The organism is Actinomadura sp. CNU-125, from assembly GCF_001942465.1.
In the GTDB taxonomy this organism is placed as follows: Bacteria; Actinomycetota; Actinomycetes; order Streptosporangiales; family Streptosporangiaceae; genus Spirillospora.
The window spans coordinates 37,304-60,673 of sequence record NZ_MKJY01000199.1; the positions used below are offsets into that span (position 1 = coordinate 37,304).

28 protein-coding genes and 2 pseudogenes are annotated in these 23,370 nt (G+C 72.2%); 12 read left to right on the plus strand and 18 right to left on the minus strand.

Annotation, left to right across the window (positions count from 1 at the left end):
- Window positions 1-141: 141 nt before the first annotated feature.
- The 8 genes from BJF79_RS22670 to BJF79_RS22705 form a co-directional block, all read right to left on the minus strand.
- Window positions 142-1,194, minus strand: a complete 1,053-nt coding sequence (locus tag BJF79_RS22670; RefSeq protein ID WP_075900270.1) for a restriction endonuclease — start codon at window positions 1,192-1,194, stop codon at window positions 142-144.
- Window positions 1,195-1,311: 117 nt separating this feature from the next.
- On the minus strand, window positions 1,312-2,235 hold the full coding sequence (locus BJF79_RS22675; RefSeq protein ID WP_075900272.1) for an ABC transporter substrate-binding protein: 924 nt from the start codon (window positions 2,233-2,235) through the stop codon (window positions 1,312-1,314).
- 26 nt (window positions 2,236-2,261) lie between these two features.
- Complete coding sequence (locus BJF79_RS22680) at window positions 2,262-2,945, minus strand: ABC transporter permease (protein WP_075900308.1); 684 nt, start codon at window positions 2,943-2,945, stop codon at window positions 2,262-2,264.
- Window positions 2,942-3,589, minus strand: a complete 648-nt coding sequence (locus BJF79_RS22685; RefSeq protein ID WP_075900273.1) for an ABC transporter permease — start codon at window positions 3,587-3,589, stop codon at window positions 2,942-2,944. The genes BJF79_RS22680 and BJF79_RS22685 overlap by 4 nt, the downstream gene beginning before the upstream one ends.
- Window positions 3,589-4,746: an ABC transporter ATP-binding protein gene (locus tag BJF79_RS51285; RefSeq protein ID WP_083733675.1), complete on the minus strand. Its 1,158-nt coding sequence runs from the start codon at window positions 4,744-4,746 to the stop codon at window positions 3,589-3,591. The genes BJF79_RS22685 and BJF79_RS51285 overlap by 1 nt, the downstream gene beginning before the upstream one ends.
- A gap of 154 nt (window positions 4,747-4,900) precedes the next feature.
- On the minus strand, window positions 4,901-5,869 hold the full coding sequence (locus BJF79_RS22700) for a LacI family DNA-binding transcriptional regulator (protein ID WP_262402422.1): 969 nt from the start codon (window positions 5,867-5,869) through the stop codon (window positions 4,901-4,903).
- A 46-nt stretch (window positions 5,870-5,915) separates the two neighbouring features.
- Window positions 5,916-6,044 carry a hypothetical protein gene (locus tag BJF79_RS61150; protein WP_262402423.1) on the minus strand — a complete coding sequence of 43 codons (129 nt, stop codon included), beginning with the start codon at window positions 6,042-6,044 and terminating at the stop codon, window positions 5,916-5,918.
- A complete protein-coding gene (locus BJF79_RS22705) occupies window positions 6,041-8,380 on the minus strand; it encodes an acyltransferase family protein (protein ID WP_075900277.1) in 2,340 nt (779 codons plus the stop codon). The genes BJF79_RS61150 and BJF79_RS22705 overlap by 4 nt, the downstream gene beginning before the upstream one ends.
- Before the next feature lie 186 nt (window positions 8,381-8,566).
- Between BJF79_RS22705 and BJF79_RS22710 the strand changes: the two genes are divergently transcribed.
- Entirely contained in the window at window positions 8,567-9,337 is a 771-nt protein-coding gene (locus BJF79_RS22710) for an SGNH/GDSL hydrolase family protein (protein ID WP_143220096.1), read from the plus strand.
- Between the two features lie 7 nt (window positions 9,338-9,344).
- On the opposite strand, the gene egtD is transcribed toward BJF79_RS22710, so the two are convergent.
- From egtD to BJF79_RS55690, 5 genes and pseudogenes are all read right to left on the minus strand, one after another.
- Window positions 9,345-10,295, minus strand: a complete 951-nt coding sequence (gene egtD / locus BJF79_RS53600) for an L-histidine N(alpha)-methyltransferase (protein WP_075900314.1) — start codon at window positions 10,293-10,295, stop codon at window positions 9,345-9,347.
- 96 nt (window positions 10,296-10,391) lie between these two features.
- Window positions 10,392-11,165 (minus strand): annotated as a pseudogene (egtC, locus tag BJF79_RS53605) (ergothioneine biosynthesis protein EgtC); the annotation flags it as partial.
- Entirely contained in the window at window positions 11,054-12,397 is a 1,344-nt protein-coding gene (gene egtB / locus BJF79_RS22725; RefSeq protein ID WP_075900279.1) for an ergothioneine biosynthesis protein EgtB, read from the minus strand. The gene egtB and the pseudogene egtC, both read right to left, overlap by 112 nt.
- Before the next feature lie 319 nt (window positions 12,398-12,716).
- A pseudogene (locus BJF79_RS22730) lies at window positions 12,717-13,760 on the minus strand (glutamate-cysteine ligase family protein); the annotation flags it as partial.
- Window positions 13,761-13,943: 183 nt separating this feature from the next.
- On the minus strand, window positions 13,944-14,648 hold the full coding sequence (locus tag BJF79_RS55690; RefSeq protein WP_075900282.1) for a hypothetical protein: 705 nt from the start codon (window positions 14,646-14,648) through the stop codon (window positions 13,944-13,946).
- On the opposite strand from BJF79_RS55690, the gene BJF79_RS55695 reads away from it, so the two are divergent.
- A complete protein-coding gene (locus BJF79_RS55695; RefSeq protein ID WP_075900284.1) occupies window positions 14,628-15,155 on the plus strand; it encodes a hypothetical protein in 528 nt (175 codons plus the stop codon). The genes BJF79_RS55690 and BJF79_RS55695 overlap by 21 nt on opposite strands.
- A gap of 54 nt (window positions 15,156-15,209) precedes the next feature.
- Here the strand turns inward: BJF79_RS55695 and BJF79_RS22745 are convergent, their stop codons facing one another.
- Window positions 15,210-16,790: an MFS transporter gene (locus BJF79_RS22745; protein WP_075900286.1), complete on the minus strand. Its 1,581-nt coding sequence runs from the start codon at window positions 16,788-16,790 to the stop codon at window positions 15,210-15,212.
- A gap of 145 nt (window positions 16,791-16,935) precedes the next feature.
- Here BJF79_RS22745 and BJF79_RS22750 point away from each other — a divergent pair, with 145 nt between their 5' ends.
- The gene (locus BJF79_RS22750) at window positions 16,936-17,571 is read left to right on the plus strand and encodes a TetR family transcriptional regulator (protein ID WP_075900288.1); all 636 of its coding nucleotides are present in this window, start codon (window positions 16,936-16,938) and stop codon (window positions 17,569-17,571) included.
- Window positions 17,572-17,593: 22 nt separating this feature from the next.
- Here the strand turns inward: BJF79_RS22750 and BJF79_RS51295 are convergent, their stop codons facing one another.
- From BJF79_RS51295 to BJF79_RS22760, 4 genes are read right to left on the minus strand one after another with little or no spacing between them, the layout of a single operon-like run.
- The gene (locus BJF79_RS51295; protein ID WP_158079256.1) at window positions 17,594-17,779 is read right to left on the minus strand and encodes a hypothetical protein; all 186 of its coding nucleotides are present in this window, start codon (window positions 17,777-17,779) and stop codon (window positions 17,594-17,596) included.
- Window positions 17,779-17,913, minus strand: coding sequence for a hypothetical protein (locus BJF79_RS61155; protein WP_262402424.1), 135 nt, complete (start codon window positions 17,911-17,913; stop codon window positions 17,779-17,781). The genes BJF79_RS51295 and BJF79_RS61155 overlap by 1 nt, the downstream gene beginning before the upstream one ends.
- Window positions 17,913-18,305 (minus strand): GAP family protein, encoded by a 393-nt coding sequence (locus BJF79_RS51300; protein ID WP_083733679.1) that lies wholly within the window; start codon window positions 18,303-18,305, stop codon window positions 17,913-17,915. Before BJF79_RS51300 ends, BJF79_RS61155 begins: the two co-directional genes overlap by 1 nt.
- Window positions 18,302-18,895 (minus strand): TetR/AcrR family transcriptional regulator, encoded by a 594-nt coding sequence (locus BJF79_RS22760; RefSeq protein WP_075900290.1) that lies wholly within the window; start codon window positions 18,893-18,895, stop codon window positions 18,302-18,304. Before BJF79_RS22760 ends, BJF79_RS51300 begins: the two co-directional genes overlap by 4 nt.
- A gap of 180 nt (window positions 18,896-19,075) precedes the next feature.
- Between BJF79_RS22760 and BJF79_RS22765 the strand changes: the two genes are divergently transcribed.
- The 9 genes from BJF79_RS22765 to BJF79_RS22800 form a co-directional block, all read left to right on the plus strand.
- A complete protein-coding gene (locus BJF79_RS22765) occupies window positions 19,076-19,372 on the plus strand; it encodes a gas vesicle protein (protein WP_075900292.1) in 297 nt (98 codons plus the stop codon).
- A 74-nt stretch (window positions 19,373-19,446) separates the two neighbouring features.
- On the plus strand, window positions 19,447-19,893 hold the full coding sequence (locus BJF79_RS22770; RefSeq protein ID WP_410050122.1) for a gas vesicle structural protein GvpA: 447 nt from the start codon (window positions 19,447-19,449) through the stop codon (window positions 19,891-19,893).
- A 5-nt stretch (window positions 19,894-19,898) separates the two neighbouring features.
- Window positions 19,899-20,609 carry a GvpL/GvpF family gas vesicle protein gene (locus tag BJF79_RS22775; RefSeq protein WP_075900316.1) on the plus strand — a complete coding sequence of 237 codons (711 nt, stop codon included), beginning with the start codon at window positions 19,899-19,901 and terminating at the stop codon, window positions 20,607-20,609.
- A 22-nt stretch (window positions 20,610-20,631) separates the two neighbouring features.
- The gene (locus BJF79_RS22780; protein WP_075900296.1) at window positions 20,632-20,907 is read left to right on the plus strand and encodes a gas vesicle protein GvpG; all 276 of its coding nucleotides are present in this window, start codon (window positions 20,632-20,634) and stop codon (window positions 20,905-20,907) included.
- Window position 20,908: 1 nt separating this feature from the next.
- Window positions 20,909-21,508 carry a hypothetical protein gene (locus tag BJF79_RS22785; protein ID WP_075900298.1) on the plus strand — a complete coding sequence of 200 codons (600 nt, stop codon included), beginning with the start codon at window positions 20,909-20,911 and terminating at the stop codon, window positions 21,506-21,508.
- On the plus strand, window positions 21,501-21,749 hold the full coding sequence (locus tag BJF79_RS61160) for a hypothetical protein (protein WP_262402425.1): 249 nt from the start codon (window positions 21,501-21,503) through the stop codon (window positions 21,747-21,749). The genes BJF79_RS22785 and BJF79_RS61160 overlap by 8 nt, the downstream gene beginning before the upstream one ends.
- Window positions 21,750-21,763: 14 nt before the next feature.
- The gene (locus BJF79_RS22790) at window positions 21,764-22,516 is read left to right on the plus strand and encodes an SRPBCC family protein (RefSeq protein ID WP_262402426.1); all 753 of its coding nucleotides are present in this window, start codon (window positions 21,764-21,766) and stop codon (window positions 22,514-22,516) included.
- 62 nt (window positions 22,517-22,578) lie between these two features.
- Window positions 22,579-22,962: a gas vesicle protein gene (locus tag BJF79_RS22795; RefSeq protein WP_262402427.1), complete on the plus strand. Its 384-nt coding sequence runs from the start codon at window positions 22,579-22,581 to the stop codon at window positions 22,960-22,962.
- A partial coding sequence (locus tag BJF79_RS22800) for a GvpL/GvpF family gas vesicle protein (RefSeq protein WP_187357040.1) occupies window positions 22,959-23,370 on the plus strand: 412 nt, incomplete at its 3' end. The genes BJF79_RS22795 and BJF79_RS22800, both read left to right, overlap by 4 nt.

Below are 23,370 nucleotides of genomic sequence, written 5' to 3' on the forward strand. Positions count from 1 at the left end.
CGTCTTGAGTGATGTTGGTTTACAGCATCATCAAGGTTCTGATGTGAATGGACTGGAGTCTCATTGACAGTTGGTCAAGCCTGGATCGCGGACAGGATGGCGGCGGACGCGGTCGTCGCGTCGTCGTTCCTGCAGGCGGGGTTAGGAGGGGGCTTCGCTGAGCATCCAGACGCGGCGCAGCGGGAGCCGGGCGCGGATGTCCTCGGGGAGCCGGTCGTAGGTGCGCAGGACCTCGTTGACGACGTCGGCCGCTTGCCAGACGCGTACGCGCAGGGCCTGGTTCCGCAGGGATTCGCGGGCGGGTCTGGTCAGCCCGTCCCACGTGACGAGGAGCCCTTGTTCGGCGCCGTGGGTCGTCATCACGCCGTGCAGTTGGGTGACGACCGGTGCTCCGATCTGGCCGCCGGACTTGACCTGGACGAGCAGTCGCGGGCTGTCCAGGCCGAGCGGGCCACGGCCTGCGGTGATGTCGATGCCGCCATCCGGGCCGGGCGGCGACTGGTCGCAGTAAAAGCCCTCCGCGCTGAGTACGGCGGCCACGAGCGTGGCCAGTTCGTGGCCGGAGAACTCCTCGGCGATGCGTGCGGTGATCTGGTCGAGCGCCGCCTGTTCGATGTCGGTCGCCAGTTCCGGCTGGTCGACGTCGGTGTCCTCACCCGCTTCCGCAGTACCGGCCGACGGGCCGATCAGCGCGGCGTTACCGGGATCGACACCGGCCGCCGCGAGCCGTTCCAGGCGCGCCACCGCGTTGTTCTTGCTCGGCGCGAAGACGGTCAGCGAACTCCCGAGACTGAAGAGCAGATCCTGCTTGACGGCGGTGCGCGGCAGGTCGGTGCGTTGCCAGTCGACCTTGAGGACATGGCGCTTCGACGGCTCCGGCTCGTCCGCGCGGTACGTGTAGCCACCGGTGACGCGTCCGAACGCGATCTGCTTGGTCGTCTTGAGCGGCATGATGAGGAGGTCGCCGACCTGGATACGGCCGCGCAGTGCCCACAACTGGCCGATGAAGTTGTTGAGGCGGCCGTCGGAGGCTGGGCCGAGAGTTTCGGTGACGACCTTGGCCACGTCCCCGCGGGTGGTACAGCCGGTCAGATCCGGTAGTTCGTGCCAGCCTCCGCCGGACCATCCGTGCTCGAGCGCCCACTGATCGCGCTCGCCGTACCGTCCCGCACGCACCACCCACGCTTTTGCCACAGTGCCCTCCGCCCTCGCCGCTAGAGACGGTTCAGCTTTTCAAACATGCATGGCGACGTACATGGGAACGGCGAGAGCCCGCCGTCCGTGGGGGCGGCGGGCTCTCGGAGGTGGCGGTCAGGCGAGGGCGTTCTGCTTGAGCCACTCTTCGGCGACTTTTTCCTGGTCGTCCTTGTCGACGGCGATGCGCTTCATCATGTCGAGGAGGTGCTGGGTCGTGAGCTTGGCGGAGACGGCGTTGAGCGCCGTGCGGGCCTCCTCGTTCACGCCCTTCTCGTAGATCAGCGGGGTGACGTTCTGGGCGCTGAAGACGTGCTTCGGGTCGTCCAGGACGACGAGGCCGTGTTCGGCGATCATCGGGTCGGTGGTGAACAGGTCGGCGGCCTGGATCTCGTCGTCGACGAGGAGTTCGACGAGGGTGGCCTGGGCGCCGGCGTCGAGCGGCTGGAACTTCTCGAACTTCAGGCCGTACTGGCTTTCGAGCCCGACGAGGCCCTGCTGCCGGGTCTTGAACTCGGACGGGCCGCCGATCACCATCTGGCCCGCGACGGATTCGAGGTCGGCGATCGACTTCAGGCCGTGCTCGTCGGCGGTCTTCTTGGTGACGGTGACGGAGTCCTTGTCCTCGGCCGTGGCCGAGTCGAGGATCGCGGCGCCGTCCGGGAGCTTCGCGGTGAGCTCCTTGTTGATCTCCTCGGTGGTGGCGGCGGTGCTCTTCGGGTCGACCGAGGTGGTCAGAAGGGCGCCGTTGTACTCGGGCATCACGTCGATGCCGCCCTTGACGACCTGGTCGTAGTAGACCTCGCGGGCGCCGATGTTGAACTTGCGCTCGACCTTGAGGCCCTTGGATTCGAGGGCCTGCGCGTAGATCTCGCCGAGCAGGCTGCTCTCGGGGAAGTTGGCGCTGCCGACGGTGATGGCGGACGAGTCGCCCCCGCCTCCGGCGAGGGGGTTGTCGTTCGAGCCGTCCCCGCCGCCGCAGGCGGTGAGGGCGAGTGCGGCCGCCAGGCCCACGGCCGCGCCGCGGATGATGAGTTTCATGGATGTTTGTCCTTCCGTGGGGACGGTCAGGAGCGGGCCGTTCCGAGCAGGCCCGGTGAGACGAGGAGGCGGCGCAGCACCGCGAAGACCGCCTGGACGATCAGTGCGAGCGCGACCACGAGGACGGTGCCGCCGACGACGAGCTGGTAGTCGTTGCGGGCGAGGCCGTCGATGATGTAGCGGCCGAGGCCCCCGAAGCCGGGGTAGGCGGCGAGGGTGGCGGTGGCGACGACCTGGATCGCGGACGTGCGCAGGCCGAGCAGGATCAGCGGCATCGCCATCGGCAGTTCGGCCCGCAGCAGGACGGCCCGGCCGGTCATGCCCATGCCGCGTGCGGCGTCGCGGGCGTCGGCGTCGACGCCGCGGACGCCCTCGTAGGTGTTGACGAGGATCGGCGGGACGGCGAGGGCCACGAGGGCGATCAGGACCGGCGTGATGCTGTAGTCGATCACGACGATGACCAGGACGAGCCCGAACGTGGGGATCGCGCGGGCCACGTTGGCGAGGCCGGTCGCGAGGAACCCGCCGCGTCCGGTGTGCCCGACGAGGAGGCCGAGGGCGAGCCCGATCAGCGCGGCGAAAAACAGGGAGGTGCCGCTGTAGATCAGGTGCTGCCAGAGGCGGTGCGGGATGCCGTTGGCGCCTTCCCACTGCTCGGGCGCGGTGAGCCACGTCCAGGAGAGGTCGATCTGGTTCCACAGCTCGTTCATGAGGCACCTCGCGCGCGCGCCCACGGGGTCAGGAAGCGTTGCAGGGCGACCAGGATCGCGTCGGTGACCAGGGCCAGGACGACGATCAGGACGGAGGCGGCGAGGATCTGCGTCGGGAACTGCAACTGGTAGCCGCGGACGATGTCGTAGCCGAGGCCGCCCTGCCCGATGAGCTGCCCGACGGCGACGAGGCTGATGGACGAGACGGCGGCGACGCGCGTCCCGGCGATGACGACGGGCACCGCGATGGGCAGCTCGACGCGGACCAGGCGGCGGAACGAGCCGAAGCCCATCGCGGTCGCCGCCTGCCGCACGGGTTCGGAGACCGAGCCCAGGCCGTCCACGACGTTCGGGATCAGCACCGACAGGCTGTAGAGGGTCAGCGGGATGATCACCGTGGACGGGGTCAGGCCCGTGTACTGGATGAACACCATGAACAGCGCCAGCGACGGGATCGCGTACAGCACGTTCGCGAGGGTCAGCGTCGGCGGGTAGAGCCAGCCGAAGCGGCGGCACAGCACGCCGAGCGGCAGCGAGATCAGCAGTCCGAACAGCACCGGGAGCAGTGCGAGGCGGAGGTGGAGCACGGCGTTCTCGGCGAGATCGGAGGTGTGCTCACCGATCCAGCCCCAATCGATCTCCATCAGGCGGACGCACCGTCCTCGGCCGAGGGCACTTTGGCGACCGGCGCGGGCTCCGGAGCGGGACGGGCGAGGGAGCGGCTGATCGCGGCGCTGAGGTCGGCCTGGTCGGCGAGGCCGACGACGCGTCCCTCGCCGTCCACGGCGATGGCCCGTCCGGACGGCGACAGGATCGCGGCGTCGAGCGCGGCGCGGACCGAGTCGTCCTCGACGGAGAACGTGTGCCCGATCGGGGCGAGCGGCGCGTCGGCGAGGGCGCCCCCGGCGGGCAGCGCGTCGGCGGCGGCCCAGCCGAGCGGGCGGCCCCCGACGTCGACGACGAGCGTCCAGCCGTCCGCGGCGTCGCGGGCGCGTTCGACGGGCGAGTCGGCGGGCAGGATGCCGCGTTCGGACAGCGGCGCCTGCGCGGCCGGGACGAACGAGAGGCGGCGGATGCCGCGGTCGTGCCCGATGAATCCGGCGACGAAGTCGTCGGCGGGCCGGGCGAGGAGGTCCTGCGGGCTGTCGACCTGCACGAGTTCGCCGCCGGTGCGGAACACCGCGATGCGGTCGCCGAGCTTGATGGCCTCGTCGACGTCGTGGGTGACGAACACGATCGTCTTGTGCAGCTCGTCCTGGAGGCGCAGGAACTCGTCCTGCAGTTCCGCGCGGACGACCGGGTCGACGGCGCTGAACGGCTCGTCCATCAGCATGATCGGGGGGTCGGCGGCGAGCGCGCGCGCCACGCCGACGCGCTGCTGCTGCCCGCCGGACAGCTGGAACGGGTAGCGCTTCGCCATCGCCGATTCGAGGCCGACGAGCTTCATCAGCTCGTGGGCCCGCTCGCGCGTCTCCTTCTTCTTCCGGCCGAGCAGCCGCGGGACGGTCGCGATGTTGTCCTCGATGGTGCGGTGCGGGAAGAGCCCGGCGTGCTGGATGACGTAGCCGATGCCGCGCCGCAGCTCGGCGGGCTTGCGGTCGCGCACGTCGCGTCCGTCGATGAGCACCCGCCCGGCGGTGGGGTCGACCATCCGGTTGATGGTGCGCAGCGCGGTGGTCTTGCCGCCGCCGGACGTGCCGACGAAGACGGTGATCCGGCCCGTGGGGCATTCGAGGCTGACGTCGTCGAGCGCGACGGTGCCGTCGGGGTAGCGCTTGGTGACGCCCTCAAAGGTGATCAAGCGGGATCACGTCCTCGCTGGGCGCCGGAGACGCCGATGTTCGATTTCGGCCATCTGCCCAACCGTAGCCAATGGGTACGGCACGTGCAGCGTCCCCATATGACCGAAACGCCTTGTACATAGGGCCGTGACCCGGTTCGGTGTGATGGTCGCCTCATCCACCGTCCGTGGAGGTACGGACGCGCAGCGTCGGCGGACGGACGACGCGGCCGCCGTCGCCCGTCCCGTCGACACCGCCCACGACCAGCTCGACGGCCGCGTCGACGATCCCGTCGATGTTCCAGTCGACGCTGGTCAGCGGTGGGGTGAGCAGCGCCGACATCGGATGGTCGTCGTAGCCGCAGACCGCGACGTCCCCCGGCACGTCCAGGCCCAGCTCGCGGGTCGCGGCGTAGACGCCGTACGCCATCGAGTCGGTGAAGCAGAACACCGCCGACGGACGGTCCGAAACCCCGAGCACGCGGAGCGCGGCGCCCGTCGCGGCGGCGAGGCCCTGCGGCACCGCGACGACGTCGACGCGCAGCCCGAGCCGTTCGGCCTCCGCGTCGACGTGCACGTCGGCCGGACGGTCCGGGGTGCTGGCGCGGGTCGCGGTGAACACCGCGAGGCGCCGGTGGCCGAGGTCGCGCAGATGCTCCAGCGCGAGCGTGACGCCGCGCCGGTTGTCGAACACCACCTCCCCGTGCGACCGTCCGCCGTCGTGCAGCGCGTCGCCGATCGACACGACCGGGACCGTCCCCGCCAGTTCCTCCCACAGCGCGGCCGACGGGTCGAGCGGCTGCACGATGAGACCGTCGACCCGCTGGTCGCGCAGCCGCCGGGCCAGGACCGCCTCCCGGTCGGGGTCGCCGCCCGCGTCGACGATCAGCGCGTACCGGTCGCGGGCGAGCAGCGCGCGGCCGATGCCGACCGCGAGGGACTGCTGCCAGTAGTCCTCCAGCGAGCCGCACAGCAGCCCGACCTGCCCGGTGCGGCCGCTGGCCAGGGCGCGGGCGATCGGATGCGCCTCGTACCCGAGCCGGTCGGCGGCCGCGCGGACCCGCGCCTGCGTCTGCTCGGACGTCTGGACGCCCCGCAGCGCGTAGGAAACCGCGGCGGGCGAGAGGCCCGTCTCCTCGGCCACTTCCCGGATGGTCGTGCGCTTCCGCCTCGCCGACATCCTTCAAACACTATGCGGCGCCGGTGACAAAACGTTCTTCTCCGATCAACCGGTCGGTCAAGGCGCACACCACGACGGCCGCGACGAAGCACACGGCGGCGCCCCTGAGCAGGCCCGCCTCGTAGTACACGTCGGTCACGGCGCGGACGGCGGCGTAGCCGGCGACGCCGCCGGCGAGCAGCGCCGCGAACGTCTGCCCGCACCACAGGAGCGTCCGGTTCCGCCCGGCCCCGGCGAGGCTCTCCCGGAGCGTGCGGGCCGCCGCGGCGGCGCACACCAGCAGCCCGGCCGCGCCGCGAGCGGCGGCGACCCGACGTTCGGGCCGTACCGGACGGCCAGCGCCGGGACGAGGAACAGGACGAGCGCGTGCCGCAGGGCGCTCGCCACGGTCGCCGAGGCGCGCCCCGGTTCCCCGGCGGGCAGCCGTCCGGCCACCAGGCGCGCGGCCACGAGCACCACCACCGCGACCAGCGCCCCCGGCAGCCGCCCACCCAGATGGGCGAGGTTGTAGAGCAGCGCGGTGTCGTACACGGTCAACACCAGATGGCCCAAGGCCCAGACGGAAACGGCGAAGACGAGCATCTGCGGGAGCGACGAAACCCGTGGGCCGTCCCCGTCCCGCCGGGCAACGTACCGGACGACCGCTGGCGTGACCACCGCCGCACACACCCGGATCACGATGTCTTCGGTGGTGTACGGGTTGTGGAGGTCCCACTCCACGACGCAGAACACGAACGTGTACGAGAGGGACGCCGCCCAGACGATCCACGAACCGGCCACACGCCGGTACAGGCCGCGATCCAGCCACCGTAGGACCGTCACGTACGCGAACAGGACGAGCGGCAGTTCGAGGAACGCCTGCACCCGGAGGACGGACGGCGCCAGCAGCTCGGGCCACGGAACCCGCTCGGCGACCGCCCGCATCGCCGAACCGTCCGCGAGCGCGAACCACCCCTCCGGCAGGTACCGGGACACGAACGTCACGTCCCCGCCGTGGACTTGCGGCACGTAGACGGTGAACAACACCTGGTTCGCGTACACGAGTGCGACGACGAGCCCGAACACAACCTCAGGCCGTACGAATTGGGGGAGAAACGGGCGGCCTTCGTTCCTCAGGCCGCCCGGGTGTCGGCCGCCTCCTCGCGGGTGTGGGGCCTCCCCCGACCCGCCACCGGTTGGGCCCCCGCCCGGGGTCCGCTTCGTTTTGGTTCTTTGTTCGGGGCGGCTAGGGGTGGGGCGGGTTAGGTGGGGGGTGGTCGCCAGGGTTGCTGCCGTTGAGGCCAGGACGCTGCGTCCACCCAGAGGTTCATGGCGCGCCAACCTACTGGGGGTGGGGGACGGGGCGGTGCGCATCGGGGCCAGGGACGCGCGGAGGTGCTTCTTCAGCCAGGGGGCGGCGGGGCGTTCGACCAGGCGGTAGACGGCGTAGGCGAGGAGCAGGGACGCGGCGATGGTGATGACGAGCGTGCCCCAGCGGCCGACGCCCGGGTAGAGGGCGTCGATGAGCGGGAGCGCGAGCTGGGAGTGGACGAGGTACAGGGGGTAGGTGAGGGCGCCGAGGACGGTCAGGCCGCGCCAGCGGATCCAGCGGAGCTTGCCCAGCGCGATGAGGCTCATCAGCGCGAAGATGCCGGTGACGGCCGCGACGGCGACGAGTTCGTTGGCTTCTTCCCATGCCGTGCGGGCGCGCCAGGCGCCCCAGTGCATCGCCAGGAGCCAGGAGACGGCGACGTAGCCCCAGAGGAGGAGTGTGGGGCCGAACTTGTAGATCATGAAGAGGGCCATGCCGCCGATGAAGTACGGGCTCCACGTCGGGAGGAGCATGACCTGGAGGAGGTCGTTGTCGGCCTGGTTGGCGTAGAGGCCGCCGAACAGCCAGGCGGCCATGAAGATGAGGCAGGAGCGGTACGTGATGCCGATCCCCGCGAGGACGGCGACGAGCACGTAGAAGTGGAGCTCGACCCAGAGCGTCCAGTAGACGGCGTCCACGTTGCGGACGTCGAGTCCTCCCTGGAGCATCGTGAGGTTCGGGATGACGAGGCCCGGGACGCCGTGGCCCATCTTGAACAGCGCGTACACGAACGCGCCCAGGAGGACGCTGACCCAGTAGGCGGGCATGAGCCGGACGAGGCGGGAGATGCCGAACTCGCCGGGGCCGCGTCCCCACGCGCTGAGCAGGATCACGAATCCGCTGATGACGAAGAACAGGTCGACGCCGAGGTACCCGTGGCTCGTGACGGCGCCGAGGGCGGGGAAGACGTCGAGCGAGGGTTCGGGCCACGGGCCCGCGCCGTCGAAGCCGGTGAAGTGGTACAGCACCACCGCCAGCGCCGCGAGGAAGCGCAGCAGGTCGAGCTCGCGGAGCCGATCGTGTCCGGGGCGTCCGGTCGTGGGGGTCCGCTGCGGGAGGTCGAGCGGGGGGTGCGCCCGGACGGCCGCGGACGGCGCCGCGGGCGGAGGTTCGTGTCGCGTCACCGGCGGAACCCTTTCGGGGCCGGGTTTCCCGGCGGGTGCCCGGACGTGATGGCCGGGTGAACGGCCGGTGTAGGTCGGGTCTCGAAATGGACGACACGGGCGGGGGGCGCGCGCGGACCGATCACGGAACGGCGGTCGGGTCAGTAAGATACGGATGCATCCCCCAAGTCTCTTTGGACGGTCTTCATGTACCTACGCCGCGCCCGTCGCGGCGCGGCGTTGACGCTGTGCCTGGCACTGCTGGCGGGTCTGTCCGCCGGCTGTTCGGCGGTCGCCAACCCGGTGCACAGCTCCGCGGTGGCCGACGGCCCGTCGTCTCCGGCGGCGTCGCAGACCGCGCGGACGACGCCGTCCGTGGTGATGTTCCTCGGCGACAGCTACACGGTCGGGGAGTCCGGCGTCGCGCCGGAGGAGACGTACGCGTCCGCGACGGCGCGGCTGCTCGGCTGGCAGGTGATCATCGGCGGGCGCGGCGGCACCGGGTTCGTGAAGACGACCAACGGTTCGGACGACTTCCTCGGCATGTTCGAGCTGCAGCTGGGCTGGCGGCCCGCGCCGGACCTGCTGATCGTGTCCGGCGGCCACAACGACCGGCGGCTGCCGGGGCCGCAGGTCGCGGCGGCGGCGCGGACGCTGCTGGAGCGGGTGGCGCAGCGGTGGCCGGGCACGCACGTCGTGCTGATGGGGCCGCTGTGGGGCAACGGGACGCCGACGCCGCAGGTGCTCGGCGTCCGCGACTCGCTGCAGCAGCTCGCGGGGCGGCTCGGCGTCCCGTTCGTCGACCCGATCGCCGAGAAGTGGGTGACCGGCGGGGCGATGGGCGGCGGCAACGCGGCCCGGTACATCAAGAACGACGGTACGCACCCGACGCCGGAGGGCCACCGCTACCTGGCGACCCGGCTGGTCGCCGACATCGAGCGCCTCGGGCTCGCGCAGCCGGTTCGGGACGCGCCGTAACCGGACGTCAGGCGGGACGCGCGAGGCTGAGCGAGAAGTCGCCCGCGGGGTCGGTCCAGAACTCGGCGAGGGCGAGGCCGGCGGCGCCCAGTTCGCTTTCGAGGCGTTCGCGGCGGAACTTCGCGGAGATCTCGGTGCGCATCTCCTCCCCCGCCGCGAACGACACGCCGAGGTCGAGGCCGCCGATGCGGACGTCCTGGTCGTGGCGGGAGCGCAGCCGCATCTCGATCCATTCTTCGGCGGGGTTCCAGTACGCGACGTGCTCGAACGCGGACGGGTCGAAGTCGGCGTCCAGTTCGCGGTTCAGCACCCGCAGCACGTTCTTGTTGAACTCGGCGGTGACGCCGGCGGCGTCGTCGTAGGCGCGGACGAGCCGGTCCGGGTCCTTGACGAGGTCGGCGCCGAGGAGGATGGAGCCGTCGTCGCCGAGGGCGGCGCGGAGCCCGCCGAGGAAGCCGATGCGGGCGGCGGGCGGCATGTTGCCGATGGTGCCGCCGAGGAACGCGACGAGGGTGCGGTCGCCGGACGGCAGGAGGTGCAGGTGCTGCTCGTAGTCGGCGGCGACCGGACGGACGGTGAGGCGCGGATGGTCGGCGGCGATGCCGCGCGCGGCGTCTTCGAGGAAGTCGCCGCTGACGTCCACCGGGACGTAGGTGGTCAGGGTGCCGGCGAGCGCGTCGAGGAGGAGGCGGGTCTTCTCGCCCGATCCGGCGCCGAGTTCGAGGAGCGTGCGGGCGCCGGTCGCGGCGGCGATGTCGGGCGCGCGGGCGGTGAGGATCTCCCGTTCGCGGCGCGTCGGGTAGTACTCGTCGAGTTCGGTGATGTCCTCGAAGAGTTCGCTGCCGCGCTCGTCGTAGAACCACTTGGGCGGGAGCGTCTTGGGGGTGGCGGTGAGGCCCTCCCGGACGTCGGCGCGCAGGGACTTGGCGAGGTCGTCGGCGGTCAGGAACCGGTCCACGTGGTTCTCCTTAAAGGGATTCGATGCGGACGCGGACGTCCGGTCGGCGGTGACGAGGCTGCGGTCGGGGACGCGTTTCCAGCCGGGGTCGTCGTCGAGCGGTTCGGACGCGACGCGGATCGTGTCGGCGTCCTCGCGGACGAACAGCGAGTCGCCCCAGGTGGTGGCGGCGAGGGCGGCGCCGTCGGCGGCGAGCAGGTTGAAGCGGCCGGGGGCGAGGGCGGTGACGGCGGCGATGGTCGCGGCGAGGCCCGCGCCGAGGGGCGCGCCGTCCCGCCAGTGCCGCGCGGCGATGGCGAACAGCGGGGCGGAGTCGAGCGGGGCGCGGGCGTCCGGGACGCGCGCGACGTCGCCCGCGAGTTCGCGGAGCCGGGCCTCGACCTCCGCGTAGCCGTGCACGACGCCGTTGTGGCTGAACAGCCGGTTCCCGGCGCGGAACGGCTGGGCGCCCGACTCGTCGACCGGGAATCCGGTGGTCGCCGACCGGACGGCCGCGACCGCGCACGTCGTTCGGACGGTGGCGGCGATCTCGCGGAACGACGCGTCCGTCCAGAGGGGCTGGGCGCGGCGGAACCGGACGGCCGCGCCGCCGGTGCGGTCGTCGTCGGCGTACCAGCCGACGCCGTACCCGTCGGCGTTGAGGAGGTTGCCCTGCGTCATGCGGGGCGCGTACGCCTGCGTTTCGAGGGAGTGCTCGCCGTCGTAGACGAGCGAGTGCAGGGTGCGGGCGGGTCCGAGGTAGCCGAGGTGGCGGCACATCAGCGGGCTCCGGCGGCGCGCGCGCAGCGGAACCCGGAGAAGATCTGCCGCCTGATCGGGTAGTCCCAGTTGCGGAACGAGCCGCGTATGGCTTGCGGGTGCGTCGCCCATGACCCGCCTCTGAGGACCTTGTACTCCGGTCCGAAAAAGACTTCGGAGTACTCCCTGTAGGGGAAGGAGCGGAAACCCGGGTAGCCGTGGAAATCGGACGACGTCCACTCCCACACGTCGCCGAGCATCCGGCGGACCCCGTACGCGGACGCGCCCGTGGCGTAGGAGCCCTCCTGGGACGGGCGAAGCGCGCGCTGCCCGAGGTTGGCGCGTCCTTCCTCGTACACCTCTCCCCACGGGTACTTCCGGGACCGCTGTACGGCCGGGTCCCAGCGCGCGGCCTTCTCCCACTCGGCCTCGGTCGGGAGTCGCTTGCCGGCCCAGCGCGCGTAGGCGTCCGCCTCGTACCAGCACACGTGCTGGACGGGCTCACCGGGCGGGACGGGTTCGAGGTGCCCGAACCTGCGGCGGAGCCACTGGCCCCCTTCCCGTTCCCAGAACGCGGGGGCTCGTTTCCCGCTCTTGTTGCGCCATTCCCATCCGGCTTGGGTCCACCATTGGGGGTCGTCGTATCCGCCCGCTTCGATGAACTGCGTGTAGTCGGCGTTCGACACCGGTTCCGTGTCGATGTAATACGAGGGCACGTCCACGATGTGCACCGGACGTTCGTTGTCGTAGGCCCACGGTTCGTCCGACGTGCCCATCTGGAACGGTCCGCCCTCGATCAGCACCTCGCCTTTCTCCGGGGCGCCGCCCACCTGGACGGTCGCGCCGGGAGGGTCGAGGAGCGCGGGGGCGCCCTTGCGGAGCTGGTGCGTGGCGAGCATGGTCTCGTCGTGCATGTGCTCGTGCTGGACGACCATCCCGTAGACGAATCCGCCGTTGGTGAGCGGGTCGGGGGTGTCGAACGGGACGGACGGCAGCGCGTCCAGCACCTTCGCGCGGACCGTGGAGATGTACGCGCGCGCCTCGCCCGGCGGGAGCAGCGGCAGTGACGGACGCTCGGCGCGCGGATGCTCGAACGCGTCGTACAGCCCGTCGATCTCGGGGCGCATCGGCTCGGCGCCCGCCGCGGCGCGCAGCAGCCACAGCTCCTCGTAGTTGCCGATGTGGGCGAGGTCCCACACGAGCGGCGACATCAGCGGCGATACCTGGACGACCAGGTCGTCCTCGGCGAGCACGTCGGTGGTGAGGCCGAAGCTGCGGTGCCGGGACGCGCCCAGCTCGTCCGCGATCAGCTCCTTGAGCGCGTCCTCGTCCCGGGTCGGCTCGTGGTCGGTCACAGCGGGCATGTCGGGTCCTCCTTCTCGGGTGCCCTCTCGGCCGCGTTCTCTTCGGGCAGGTCGTCGGCGGGGCAGCGGCCGCGCTCCACGTACCGTCCGGCGTACTCGGCCACCAGCGGGACGAGCCCGGACGCGCCCAGCCGGGGCAGCGCGTCGAGTGCGGCGGCGAAGCAGTCGCGGGCGGCGGCGGCGAGCGGCGGGTCGGCGAGCCCGTCGCGGGCGGCCTGCGCCCAGCGGTCCGCGACGGGCTCGGTCGCGCCTCGGCGAGCGCCGCGGCCGCCGGATCGTCCAGCAGCGCCGCGGTGACGGCGACGGGGACGGCCCAGTACGGTCCGGGCAGCGCGTCGATCATTCGCAGTTCCAGCCAGCCGCGCGGCCGGACCGGCGGGAACAGCGTCGACAGGTGGTAGTCCAGGTCGTCCGGGCCGGGCTCGCCCTTGCCGAGCCACTCCAGGAACGACATGCCGGGATCGGACACCCATTTCCCGGACGCGGTGTGGACGAGCATCACGCGCGCGTCCAGCGCGTACCGCGTCCACGACTCGGCGGGGTCGTCGTCGCCGTCGCGCAGGACGGGCAGCGTGCGGCAGGGGTCGAGCTCGGTCCAGATGCCCTGCCGGGACGACCGCAGTCCGGTGCGGCGCCCGGCGCGGACGGGCGAGTTCGCGAACGCGGCGACGAGCACGGGGCCGAGCGCGAGCGCGAGGCGCCAGCGCCGGGCGGCGTCCGCGCGGTCGGCGCCGATGTCCAGGCAGACCTGGACGGACGCGGTGGAGCACATCATCGCCTCGCCCGCGTCGGGGAACCCGCCGGAGACGAAGTAGTCGCGCATGCAGCGGTAGCGGGGATGCTCGGCTTGGAAGCGGGGACGGCGGACGGGGTCGACGCCGTGCCCGACGAGGGCCAGTCCGGCCCGGCCGAGGACGGCGCGGACGCGGGCGATGTCGCCGCCGAGCGCGGCGTGCAGGGCGGCCAGGCCGGGGTACGGCGCGGAGCTGAGTTCGAGCTGGCCGCCGGGTTCGTAGGTGAGGCTGCTCCCCCCGCCGGGCGGCCCGGCCGCGGCGGCGTCCGCGTCCATCAGGGCGCGGACCCGTCCGGCGGGGACGTGCGCGGCGGGATCGGCGGCGTCGACCACGAACCACTCGGTCTCGGCGCCGACCGTCCCGGGCGGGCCGGTCTTGAAGCAGACCCCATGAATGTGCTGGTAGACGTCGTCCACGGTCAGCCGGGTCACCCTCGACTCCTCTGTTCCGGCAACGGGTTCGGATCCTTCCCTGCTGAACCGCATCAGATATCCGGCGATTTTCATGATCTTCCTTAAATCTCCGTGAACATCACGGTTCGCACTCGTACCGATCACCCTCCGTGGCATTTCACGAATCCCCCATTATCGGACTTCTCACCTTTTGACGGGACGCGCTAGAGTCCCGTCAACCACCGGTGTGCGCGCCTTTCGACCGATCTGCAGGGCCGGGCACCGGCCCAGCGGCGGACGACGTGGAGGTCACATGCGCGCAGACCCGGGTTCGCTCTACGACGCGCACGCGGACCGTCTCTACGCGTACTGCTGGTCCCTCGTCGGCGATCGGCTCGCGGACGCCGCGCTCGGCGACACGTTCACCGCGGCCGTCCACCGGCCCCCGCGCGGCGACGGCGTGCTGTGGCTGTACTCCCTCGCCCGGACGGTCTGCGCCGACCGCGTCGCGTCCACCGCGCGCGGCGGCATGATGTTCGCCGACCCGGACCCGCTGCTGCGGGTCGCCGCGGGCCTGCCCTCCGAGCACCGCGAGGCCCTGGTGCTCTGGGCGGGCGAGTGGCTGGAGATCCCCGACATCGCGCGGCTGCTCGGAGTCGCCCCCGACACCGCCGCGCAGCTCGTCGAGACCGCGCGGGCCCGGCTGGAACGGGCCGTCCTCGACATCCTCATGCGCGGCACGACCGAACCGCGGCTCGACCTCATCAGCGCGTTCGAGAAGGGCAAGCTGCCCAAGCTGCTCGCGAGCCGCGCCCCCGCGCACGCGCCCGCCCGGCTCCGCGACCAGGTCATCGCCAACTGCGAGGAGGAGGCGACCCGGGACGTCCCGACGGTGACGGCCCCGATCCCGCTCGTGGTGATCGGCCAGAACCGGCCCGCCGAGGCCCGCCGCCGCAAGGGACTGGGCGGCGCCTGGTCCAAGGGGCTCGGCGCCGCCGCGGGCGTCGCGGCCTCCGCGGCGGCCGTCATCGGGCTGCTCGCGTCGTGGCCGTCCGCGCGCGGCACCGGGACATCGTCGGCGACGGTCGTCCCGTCGTCCGGCGAGGGGCGCACGCAGCCCGCGTCCGTCTCGCCCAACGGGACCGGCCACGAGCCCGCCGACGCCGAGTCCGGGCCCGCCGAGGTGACGAGCCCGTACGGCGACTCGCGGCGGCCCGCGGGCCCGGCGCGACGTCCGGTACGGCCGCAGGCCCGTCCGGCGGGACCGCCGGCGGGACGTCCGGCGGCTCCGCGAAGGAGCCGTCGTCCGCGCCCGCCTCGAAGCCCGCACCGGAGAAGTCGCCGTCGGACGAGCGCGAGCGGGAGTCCGCCGAGGCGTCCCCGTCGGACCCGCCGTCGAGCACGCCGCCCGTGGAGAGCCCGTCGGCGCCGCCGGAGACGACCGCCCCGGACGACAGCGCGTCCCCGAGCACTCCCCCGGACACCGGGACGGGCACGCCGCCGCCGTCCGCGACACCGGAGCCGTCCGGCGTGCCCAGCCCCACCTCGAACCCCGCGCCGAACCCGGGCTGACGACACCCGGGCCGACGACACCCGGGCCGACGGCACCCGGGCCGACGACGCGGCTCAGACCGCCGCCGCGCCCTCGACCGGGGACGAGCCCCGCCCGACGAACAGGGCCGCGACCACCGCGACGGCGGCGACGCACGCGGCGACGGTCAGCGACGTCTGGAAGCCGTCCATGAACGCCAGGTGGCTCCCCGTCGTGATCGCGTCGGCGGCGGGCTCCGGCGTGCCCGGCGGCACCGGCGCGACGCCCTGCGACACGATCCCCTCCTGCCCGGCGAGGCCCCGCGCCGCGGCGTCCGGGACGCCCGCGTCCGTGAGCCGCCCGAACAGCACGTCGCCGACCCGGGTGGACAGCAGCACCCCGAGCACCGACGTGCCGAGGACGCCGCCGACCTGCGACGCCGTCTGCTGCAGGCCTCCGGCGACACCGGCCAGCTGCGGCGGCGCGTTGCCCACGATCGCCTCCGTCCCGGCGACGATCACCATGCCGAACGCCAGGCCCATCAGCACGAACCACGGCCACAGCCCGGAGTAGGGCGCGTCGACGGCGACGCGCGACAGCCCGAACAGCGCGGTCGCGGTGAACACCATCCCGAGCGCCAGCGGCACCCGCGGCCCGAACCGGCCGTTCAGCATCCCCGCGAGCGGCGACGCCACGACGAACATGCCCGTCATCGGCAGCAGCCGGACGCCCGCGTCCACCGGGCTCATCCCGTGGACCTGCTGCAGGTAGAGGGTGATGAAGAAGATCGTCCCGAACATCGCGAAGAAGCCGAGGACGATCAGCCCGGTCGCCGCCGACAGCGACACCGACTTGAACAGGCCGAGCGGCAGCAGCGGGCGCTCCACCCGCCGCTCGTTCCAGACGAACAGCGCGAACAGCGCCACGGCGGCCGCGAACGACACGCGCGGCACGGCGGCCCCGAAGCCGTCCTCGCCCGCCTTGATCAGTCCCCACACGAGCGCGAACAGCGCGCCCGTCAGCAGCGCGACCCCGGCGAAGTCGAACGAGCCCGCCGCGTCCTCGTCCTTGGACTCGCGGATCACCCACAGCCCCACGGCCAGGGCGATCAGCCCGAGCGGCGCGTTGACGAAGAACACCGACTCCCAGTTGACGTTCTCCACCAGCAGCCCGGCCACGATCGGCCCGCCCGCGATGGAGACGCCGACCGTCGCGCCCCAGATCCCGATGGCGGTGTTGAGCCGCTCGGCCGGGAAGGTGTTGCGCAGGATCGCCAGGCTCGCCGGCTGGAGCAGCGCTCCCGCGAAGCCCTGCACGACCCGCCAGAAGATCACCATGCCGAGCCCGCCGGACAGCCCGATGAGGACGCTTGACACGGCGAACCCGACGACGCCCGCCAGGAACGTCCGGCGGCGCCCGAACCGGTCGGCGATCTTCCCGGCCGGGATCAGCGTCACGGCCAGGGCCAGCAGGTACGCGTTGGTGACCCACTGCAGGCCGGACAGGTCGGCCCCGAACTCCCGCGCGATCGCCGGGTTGGCGATCGCGACCACGGTCGCGTCGAGCCCGACCATCATCACGCCCAGCGCGACCGCGAGCAGCGTGAGCCACGGATGCCCGTGCCCCGCCCGTTCCCGCGTCCGCACGGGCCTTTCGAGCAACTCCGTCATCGTCATGTCCTCCCGATTGCCTGGAGACAAAGTGTCATGATGCGACACTTGTCGTCAACCGGCTGAAGTCAGCCAATGACTGGAGACACAAAACGACAACAGTTAGCCCATGACGCTTTCCCTGGCGCCACCGGGCCGTTAAGATTCGCCCATGACCGCGACCGTCCCCGACGCCCCGCCGCCGGGCCGCCGGGAGCGCAAGAAGCAGCGCACCCGCGAGGCCCTCGTCGACGCCGCGTTCGCCCTCTTCGCCGAGAAGGGGTTCGACTCGACGACCGTCGAGGAGATCGCGGACGCCGTCGACGTGTCGTCCCGCACGTTCTTCCGCTACTTCGCATCGAAGGAGGACGTCGCGCTCACCTTCCAGGACGAGCAGCTCCGCGCCGTCATGACGATCCTGGCCGAACGCCCCGCGGACGAACCGATCCTGACCGCGCTGCGCCGAACGGTCGTCCAGGTCGCCCACGCCTGCGAGAGCGGCGAGCTCGGCTTCACGCCCGAGCGCTTCGAGTGCCTGATCTCGATGACCGCCGACAGCCCGGCCCTCTCGGCGGGCAGCCTGGAGCACGCGCAGCGCAAGCAGATGCTGCTCACCGAGGTCATCGCCGCGCGCATGGGCCTCGACCCCGCCACCGACCTGCGCCCGCACGTCGTCGCGGCCGCCGCCACCGGCGCCTTCCGCACCGCCGCCGAGGCACTGCACATCCCCGGGATGGACTACCCGACCCTCACCGAGGCCGCCGACGCCGCCTTCGCCGTCCTGGAGAACGACCTCAACGCTCTGTGACGCGGGCGCCGACGCCCCGGCGTCAGGCGACGATAAGCAGGTTGATCACGGCATTGACGGCGACGCTGACGCCGATGCCCCCGACCGTCCAGCCGACGGCCTTGGCGCTGTTGCGGGTGAGCCAGGCGTCGACGCGCCGCAGCACCGGTTCCGCCCGCTCGTGCCAGGCGATCCGGGCCGCGGCGGCGAGCACGGCGGGCAGGAGCATCACGAGGCAGTAACCCGCCAGGGTCGCACCGGTGACCGGCCGGGGCAGGTCGCGCCCGCGATGAGGGCGACGGCGGCCAGGTAGGGCACCATCGTCGCGACCTCCAGCGCGGTGGCCGCCAGCGCGAGACTCATCAGGCCGCGGGCGGCCGCCCGCCCGCCATCGCGCCCTCCCGCCAGCGCCGCAGCTTCCCGGGCTCGCCCTCGCCCGCACGGGCACGGGCCTCCAAGCGGTAGCTCCACGCGACGAGGAAGACGCCGAACGCCAGTTGCAGGGACCTGAGGGCGGGCGCGGGCACGTCGGCGAGCACGTCGCGGACGGCGGCCGCCGCGGCGTCCGCGCCCACGACCAGGAGCACGCCGACGCAGAAGTAGAACGCGGCGACCGTGAGCAGGTAGACGGCGATGCGTCCGGTCCGGACCCGTCCCGGGGTGAGCAGCAGCCAGATGGGGATCAGCAGGGTGCCGAAGCTGGTGCTGTCCAGGAGCGCGAGACCGGCCAGCGCCAGTGCGAGCGGTGCGCTCACGCGGCGAACAGCCGGTCGACGTAAAGGCGCAGCGCGGCGGCGATGCCGGACGCCTCGAATCCGTCGCCGGTCGCCGCGTGGTGCAGGCACAGGCCGTCCGCGAACGCGACCAGGGCGGCCGCCTCGGCCGCCGCGTCGACTCCGGCGCCGAGCTCACCTGCCCGCCGCGCCCCCTCCAGCGCCTGCCGGACGCCGTCGATCAGCCGTCCGGTCGCGTCCCGGTGGACGGCGGCCATCGCCGGCTCGGTGAGCGAGGTCTGCACGAACGCCAGCCAGACCCGCGCCTCCGCGTGCCGTTCGGGGGTCAGCGGCAGGGACGTCTCCATCAGCCGGACGACGAACTCGCGGATCGGCGGCTCGACCGGGACTGCCTCGACGCGTTCCTCGGTGCGCCGGTAGACGTACTCGATCCCGAACGTGAGCAGCTCGTCCTTGGTGCGGAAATAGCGCTGGACGAGCCCCACCGAAACCCCCGCGGTCCGTGCGACGTCGGCCAGGGTCGTCCGCGCCAGCCCGCGTTCGGCGACCACGGCCACCAGCGCGGAGGCGACCTGGGCGCGGCGCGTGTCCGCGTCGGCATGCTGCGTCATAGAAAAAATAGTACCGCAATATTTTCTTACCGCACATCACCCGGCCCGTCTGAGACCGAAATGCCTGAGAGGTGTGGATTCCACAGGACGGGTACGAAGTGCGGAGTCCGCGCTGACAGACAACGCGACGACAGGCAAAGCGACCGCCCTCGACCCCCGCCCCCCGATCCCGAGGAACCCATGACGGAGAACGGAAAGGACGCCGGAGCGGCCCCCCGCCTCTCCGCCCGCGACGCGATCCGCGGCGCCGCCGCGCAGCTCGCCGAGCTGCTCGGCTCGCAGCCCGACTCGGTGTCGACGCTGCAGCCGCGCGACGGCGGCGGCTGGGTCGCCGACGTCGAGGTCGTGGAGATCGAGCGGATCCCCGACACCTCCAGCGTCATGGCGACCTACCGGGTGACGCTCGACCAGGAGGGCGAGCTCATGGGGTACGAGCGCACACGGCGGTACGCGCGCGGACAACTGGACCGAACCTGAGGGGCGGCCGCCCGTACGGGCGGCGGCGTCCCCCGGGCCCAGTGCCGAAGGAAGGGAGCCCCCCGATGACAGTCATGCAACAGCAGCAGGCGCGCCCCGCTTCCGGCGGCGGCAGCTCCAGCCTCTACGACGTCCTCGAACTGATCCTCGACAAGGGACTGGTCATCGACGCGTTCGTGCGCGTCTCGCTGGTCGGCATCGAGATCCTCAAGATCGACATCCGGGTCGTGGTGGCCAGCGTCGACACCTACCTGCGTTTCGCCGAGGCGTGCAACCGGCTCGACCTGGAGTCCGGCCGCAAGGCCCCGACGCAGCTCACCGACATCGTCGGCGACTCGGTGGAGAGCGGCGCCAAGGGCAAGTCGAAGGGCGCGCTGACCGGCGCCGTCGAGGCGTTCAGCGACTCCCTGCAGAAGGGACGGGACGGCGACGCCGAGGAGCCCGCCGAGCGCAAGACCCGCTCGTCGTCCTCGTCCTCCTCGACGGCCCGGCGCGGCACCCGGCGCAAGGAAGGCGAGTGACGGTCATGCCGGTGTACGTCTACGCGATCACCGATGCCGACCACCCGCACCGCCTCGACGACCTCAAGGGCGTCGGCGAGTCGGCGGGCCCGCCGACGACCGTCGCGGGACGGTCGCTGAAGGCGGTGGTGAGCGACGCCCCCGCCGACCTGCGGCCGAAGCGGCGCGAGGTGCTCGCGCACCAGACCGTCCTGGACCGGCTGCTGGAGGACGGCGCCGTCCTGCCGATGCGGTTCGGCTTCGTCGCCCCGAGCGGCGACGAGGTCGCCGCGCTCGACGAGAACGCCGAGAACTACGCGCGGACGCTGGAGCGGCTCGCCGGCCGGATCGAGTACCACCTCAAGTGCGGCCGCGACCAGGACGACGTGCTGCGGGAGATCCTCACCGAGTCGCCGGAGGCGCGGCGGCTCAACGACGCCACCCGGCACGACGCGGCGGCGCACGGCGACAGAATGGCGCTCGGCGAGCTGATCTCCCAGGAGGTCGTGGCGCGCAACGACGCCGCCGGACGGGAGATCGTGGCCGCGCTCGCCCCGGCGGCCGTCCAGGTCGCGCCGGGCGAGGCGCGCGGCGAGCACTTCCTCGCCGTGTCCTTCCTGGTGGACCGGACGCGCGCGGCCGAGTTCGCCGACCTGGTGCGGGCCGAGGCGGGGCGCCGCGGCGACGGGTACGAGCTGACGCTGCACGGGCCGCTGCCGCCCTACAGCTTCGTCTGACCCGCGAGGCGAGAGGACCGGCATGGGTCTGATCACGCAGGTACTGACCCTCCCGCTGGCCCCGGTCCGGGGCGTCGGCTGGGTGCTGGACCAGGTGGTCCAGACGGCCGAGCGGGAGTACTACGACCCCGCACCCGTCCGCGCCGAGCTGCGCGAACTCGAACAGGCGCTGCTCGACGGACGGATCGACGAGGAGGAGTTCGACCGCCGCGAGGACGAACTGCTGGACCGGCTGATCCGGCTGGAGGAGCAGTGGCGCGAGATCCGCGGCGGCCGGACGACCACGGAAACGGAATGAGATGCAGAGCAACGCGAAGATAGCCGTCGCGCTCGTGGGGGGTTACCTCCTCGGGCGGACGAAGAAGGCGAAGATGGCGATCGGCCTGGGGATGTTCCTGGCCGGGAAGAAGATCAGCCTCGATCCGAAGCAGTTGAGCCAGTTGGCGCTCGGTTCGCCGCTGGTGAGCGGGTTGAGCGACCAGGTGCGCAAGGACCTGGTCGACGGCACCCGCACGGCGGTCACGTCCGCCGTCACCCAGCGCGCGAACACCCTGGCCGACACGCTGCACGAACGCACCCTCGACCTGAACGACCCGCTCCGCGGCGACGCACGGGACGAGGACGAGAGCGAGGACGAACACGAGAGCGAGGCCGAAGCCCCGGACGTCCGGAACGAGGACCGCGAGGACGACGGCGGCGAGGACCGGGCGCGCGAGAACGGACGGCGCCGCAGCGGCGGCACCCGCAAGACCGCGCAGGCCCGCCGCCCGGCCGGCAAGGCGGCCTCCACCGGGAAGTCCGCCGGACGGTCCGCCGCACGCAAGACCGCCGGAACGGCCCGCAAGACCGCGCCGGGCGCCAAGCGGAAGGCGAGCGACCGTGGAGACGCCGATGGCTGAGTCGACCATGACCAAGATGAAGGACGATCTGGTCGGCAGTCCCGCCGCCGACCGGCTGAAGAACGAACTGCAGTCCTACGTGCAGGCACGGGCCCTGCAGGCGGTGTCGGGCCTCGGCGAGCGGATCGGGCAGGGCGCCGGGAAGCTCGCGAGGGCGGCTCGCCCGGCGGGCTGGTCGGCGGGCTCGCCAAGGGCGGACAGGCCATCGGCGAGGGTGAGTCGCCCGGCCGGGCCGCCGTGAAGGCCGGCACGTCCATGCTGAAGGACCGCGTGAAGTCGATGTTCGGCATGGGCGGCAAGAAGGGCAAGGGCGGCGGCGGCAAGTCCAAGAGCGTCGTCATCGTCGAGGACGTCGACGTGGGCGTCCCGGTGCGCGAAGCCTACGACCAGTGGACGCAGTTCCAGGAGTTCGCGTCGTTCGCGAAGGGCGTCGTCAGCGTCGACCGCGCCGACGACACCAAGAGCAACTGGACGGCGAAGGTCGCCAAGTCCACGCGGAGCTGGCAGGCGAGCGTCACCGAGCAGGTCCCGGACCGGCGCATCTCCTGGACGTCCGAGGGCGCGAAGGCCACCGTCAAGGGCGTGGTGACGTTCCACCCGATCACCGACGACCTCACCCGCGTGCTGCTGGTGCTCGAATACTTCCCCAAGGGGCTGTTCGAGAAGACCGGCAACATCTGGCGGGCGCAGGGCCGCCGCGCGCGGCTCGACCTGAAGCTGTACCGCAAGTTCATCACGATGCGCGGTGAGGCCACGGACGGCTGGCGCGGCGAGATCCGCGACGGCGAGGTCGTCGTCGAGCACGACGAGGCCGTCGAGGAAGAGGAACGCGCCCGCGAGGAGGAACCCGACGACGTCGAGGACGTCCAGGACGTCCAGGACACCGACGACGCCGACGACGCCGAGTACGACGACGCCGCGGAGGAGGAAGACGAGGAATGGGAAGAGGAGGAGCCCGACGAGGAACTCGACGATGAACGGGCCGAGGCCACGGCCGGGCGCCGCTGACGCGGCGCGGGACGACGACCCGACAAGGCTGGTGTGACATGTCCGACTCACTGGCGGGCCGCATGGGGCCCTCCACCGGCGTGAGCCCGTACGCGGCGCGCGACGGCGGGTCCTCGGCGAACCTCGCCGACATCCTGGAGCGGGTGCTCGACAAGGGCGTCGTCATCGCGGGCGACATCCAGATCAACCTGCTCGACATCGAGCTGCTGACCATCAAGCTCCGCCTGCTCGTCGCCTCCGTCGACAAGGCGAAGGAGATGGGCATCGACTGGTGGGAGCACGACCCGTCGCTGTCGTCGCACGCCCGCCGGCCGGCCGTCCGGGCGAGCACGCCGCGCGGGCGCGACTCGCTGGCGGAGGAGAACGCGCGGCTGCGCGAGGAGCTGGAGCAGCTGCGCGGGGCGGCCGGGCTGCCCGCCGCCGAACGGGAGGAAGACACCCGATGACCGTCGCACCGACGCCGGAGACGACGGCCGAACTGAGTTACGTGTACGCGGTGGGCCCGCGCGTCCCGGAGCTGGAGCGGACGGCACTGCGGCTCACGGGCCTGCAGGAACGTCCCGTCCACACGGTGGAGGCGGACGGCCTGGCGGCGGTGGTGTCGAGCGTGCCGGAGGCCCGGTTCGGCGAGGAGGGCTTCAAGGCCCAGCTGGAGGACCTGGACCGGCTCGAAGTGATCGCCCGCACGCATCACGGGGTGGTCGACGCGCTGTTCCGGGCCGTCACCGTCCTGCCGCTCCGGCTCGCGACCGTGTACCGCGACGACGAGCGGGTGGCGGCGATGCTGGACGAGTCGCGCGGCGAGTTCACCGCGCTGCTGGACCGGCTCGCCGGGCACCTGGAGTGCGGCGTTT

Bases quoted from the DNA above. Each gene is read 5' to 3' on its own strand.
- BJF79_RS51295 (WP_158079256.1), bottom strand. From the start codon at position 17,779: ATGCTCCTGCCCGCCGTGCTCGCCGCCGCGGCCCGGATCGCCTGGCAC.
- BJF79_RS22760 (WP_075900290.1), bottom strand. From the start codon at position 18,895: ATGACGCAGCATGCCGACGCGGACACGCGCCGCGCCCAGGTCGCCTCC.
- BJF79_RS61155 (WP_262402424.1), bottom strand. From the start codon at position 17,913: ATGAGTCTCGCGCTGGCGGCCACCGCGCTGGAGGTCGCGACGATGGTG.
- BJF79_RS22750 (WP_075900288.1), top strand. From the start codon at position 16,936: ATGACCGCGACCGTCCCCGACGCCCCGCCGCCGGGCCGCCGGGAGCGC.
- BJF79_RS22765 (WP_075900292.1), top strand. From the start codon at position 19,076: ATGACGGAGAACGGAAAGGACGCCGGAGCGGCCCCCCGCCTCTCCGCC.
- egtB (WP_075900279.1), bottom strand. From the start codon at position 12,397: ATGCCCGCTGTGACCGACCACGAGCCGACCCGGGACGAGGACGCGCTC.
- BJF79_RS22790 (WP_262402426.1), top strand. From the start codon at position 21,764: ATGCTGAAGGACCGCGTGAAGTCGATGTTCGGCATGGGCGGCAAGAAG.
- BJF79_RS22680 (WP_075900308.1), bottom strand. From the start codon at position 2,945: ATGAACGAGCTGTGGAACCAGATCGACCTCTCCTGGACGTGGCTCACC.
- BJF79_RS22745 (WP_075900286.1), bottom strand. From the start codon at position 16,790: ATGACGATGACGGAGTTGCTCGAAAGGCCCGTGCGGACGCGGGAACGG.
- BJF79_RS61160 (WP_262402425.1), top strand. From the start codon at position 21,501: ATGGCTGAGTCGACCATGACCAAGATGAAGGACGATCTGGTCGGCAGT.
- BJF79_RS22785 (WP_075900298.1), top strand. From the start codon at position 20,909: ATGCAGAGCAACGCGAAGATAGCCGTCGCGCTCGTGGGGGGTTACCTC.
- BJF79_RS22775 (WP_075900316.1), top strand. From the start codon at position 19,899: ATGCCGGTGTACGTCTACGCGATCACCGATGCCGACCACCCGCACCGC.
- BJF79_RS22675 (WP_075900272.1), bottom strand. From the start codon at position 2,235: ATGAAACTCATCATCCGCGGCGCGGCCGTGGGCCTGGCGGCCGCACTC.
- BJF79_RS22770 (WP_410050122.1), top strand. From the start codon at position 19,447: ATGCAACAGCAGCAGGCGCGCCCCGCTTCCGGCGGCGGCAGCTCCAGC.
- BJF79_RS22685 (WP_075900273.1), bottom strand. From the start codon at position 3,589: ATGGAGATCGATTGGGGCTGGATCGGTGAGCACACCTCCGATCTCGCC.
- BJF79_RS22795 (WP_262402427.1), top strand. From the start codon at position 22,579: ATGGGGCCCTCCACCGGCGTGAGCCCGTACGCGGCGCGCGACGGCGGG.
- BJF79_RS22780 (WP_075900296.1), top strand. From the start codon at position 20,632: ATGGGTCTGATCACGCAGGTACTGACCCTCCCGCTGGCCCCGGTCCGG.
- BJF79_RS22710 (WP_143220096.1), top strand. From the start codon at position 8,567: ATGTACCTACGCCGCGCCCGTCGCGGCGCGGCGTTGACGCTGTGCCTG.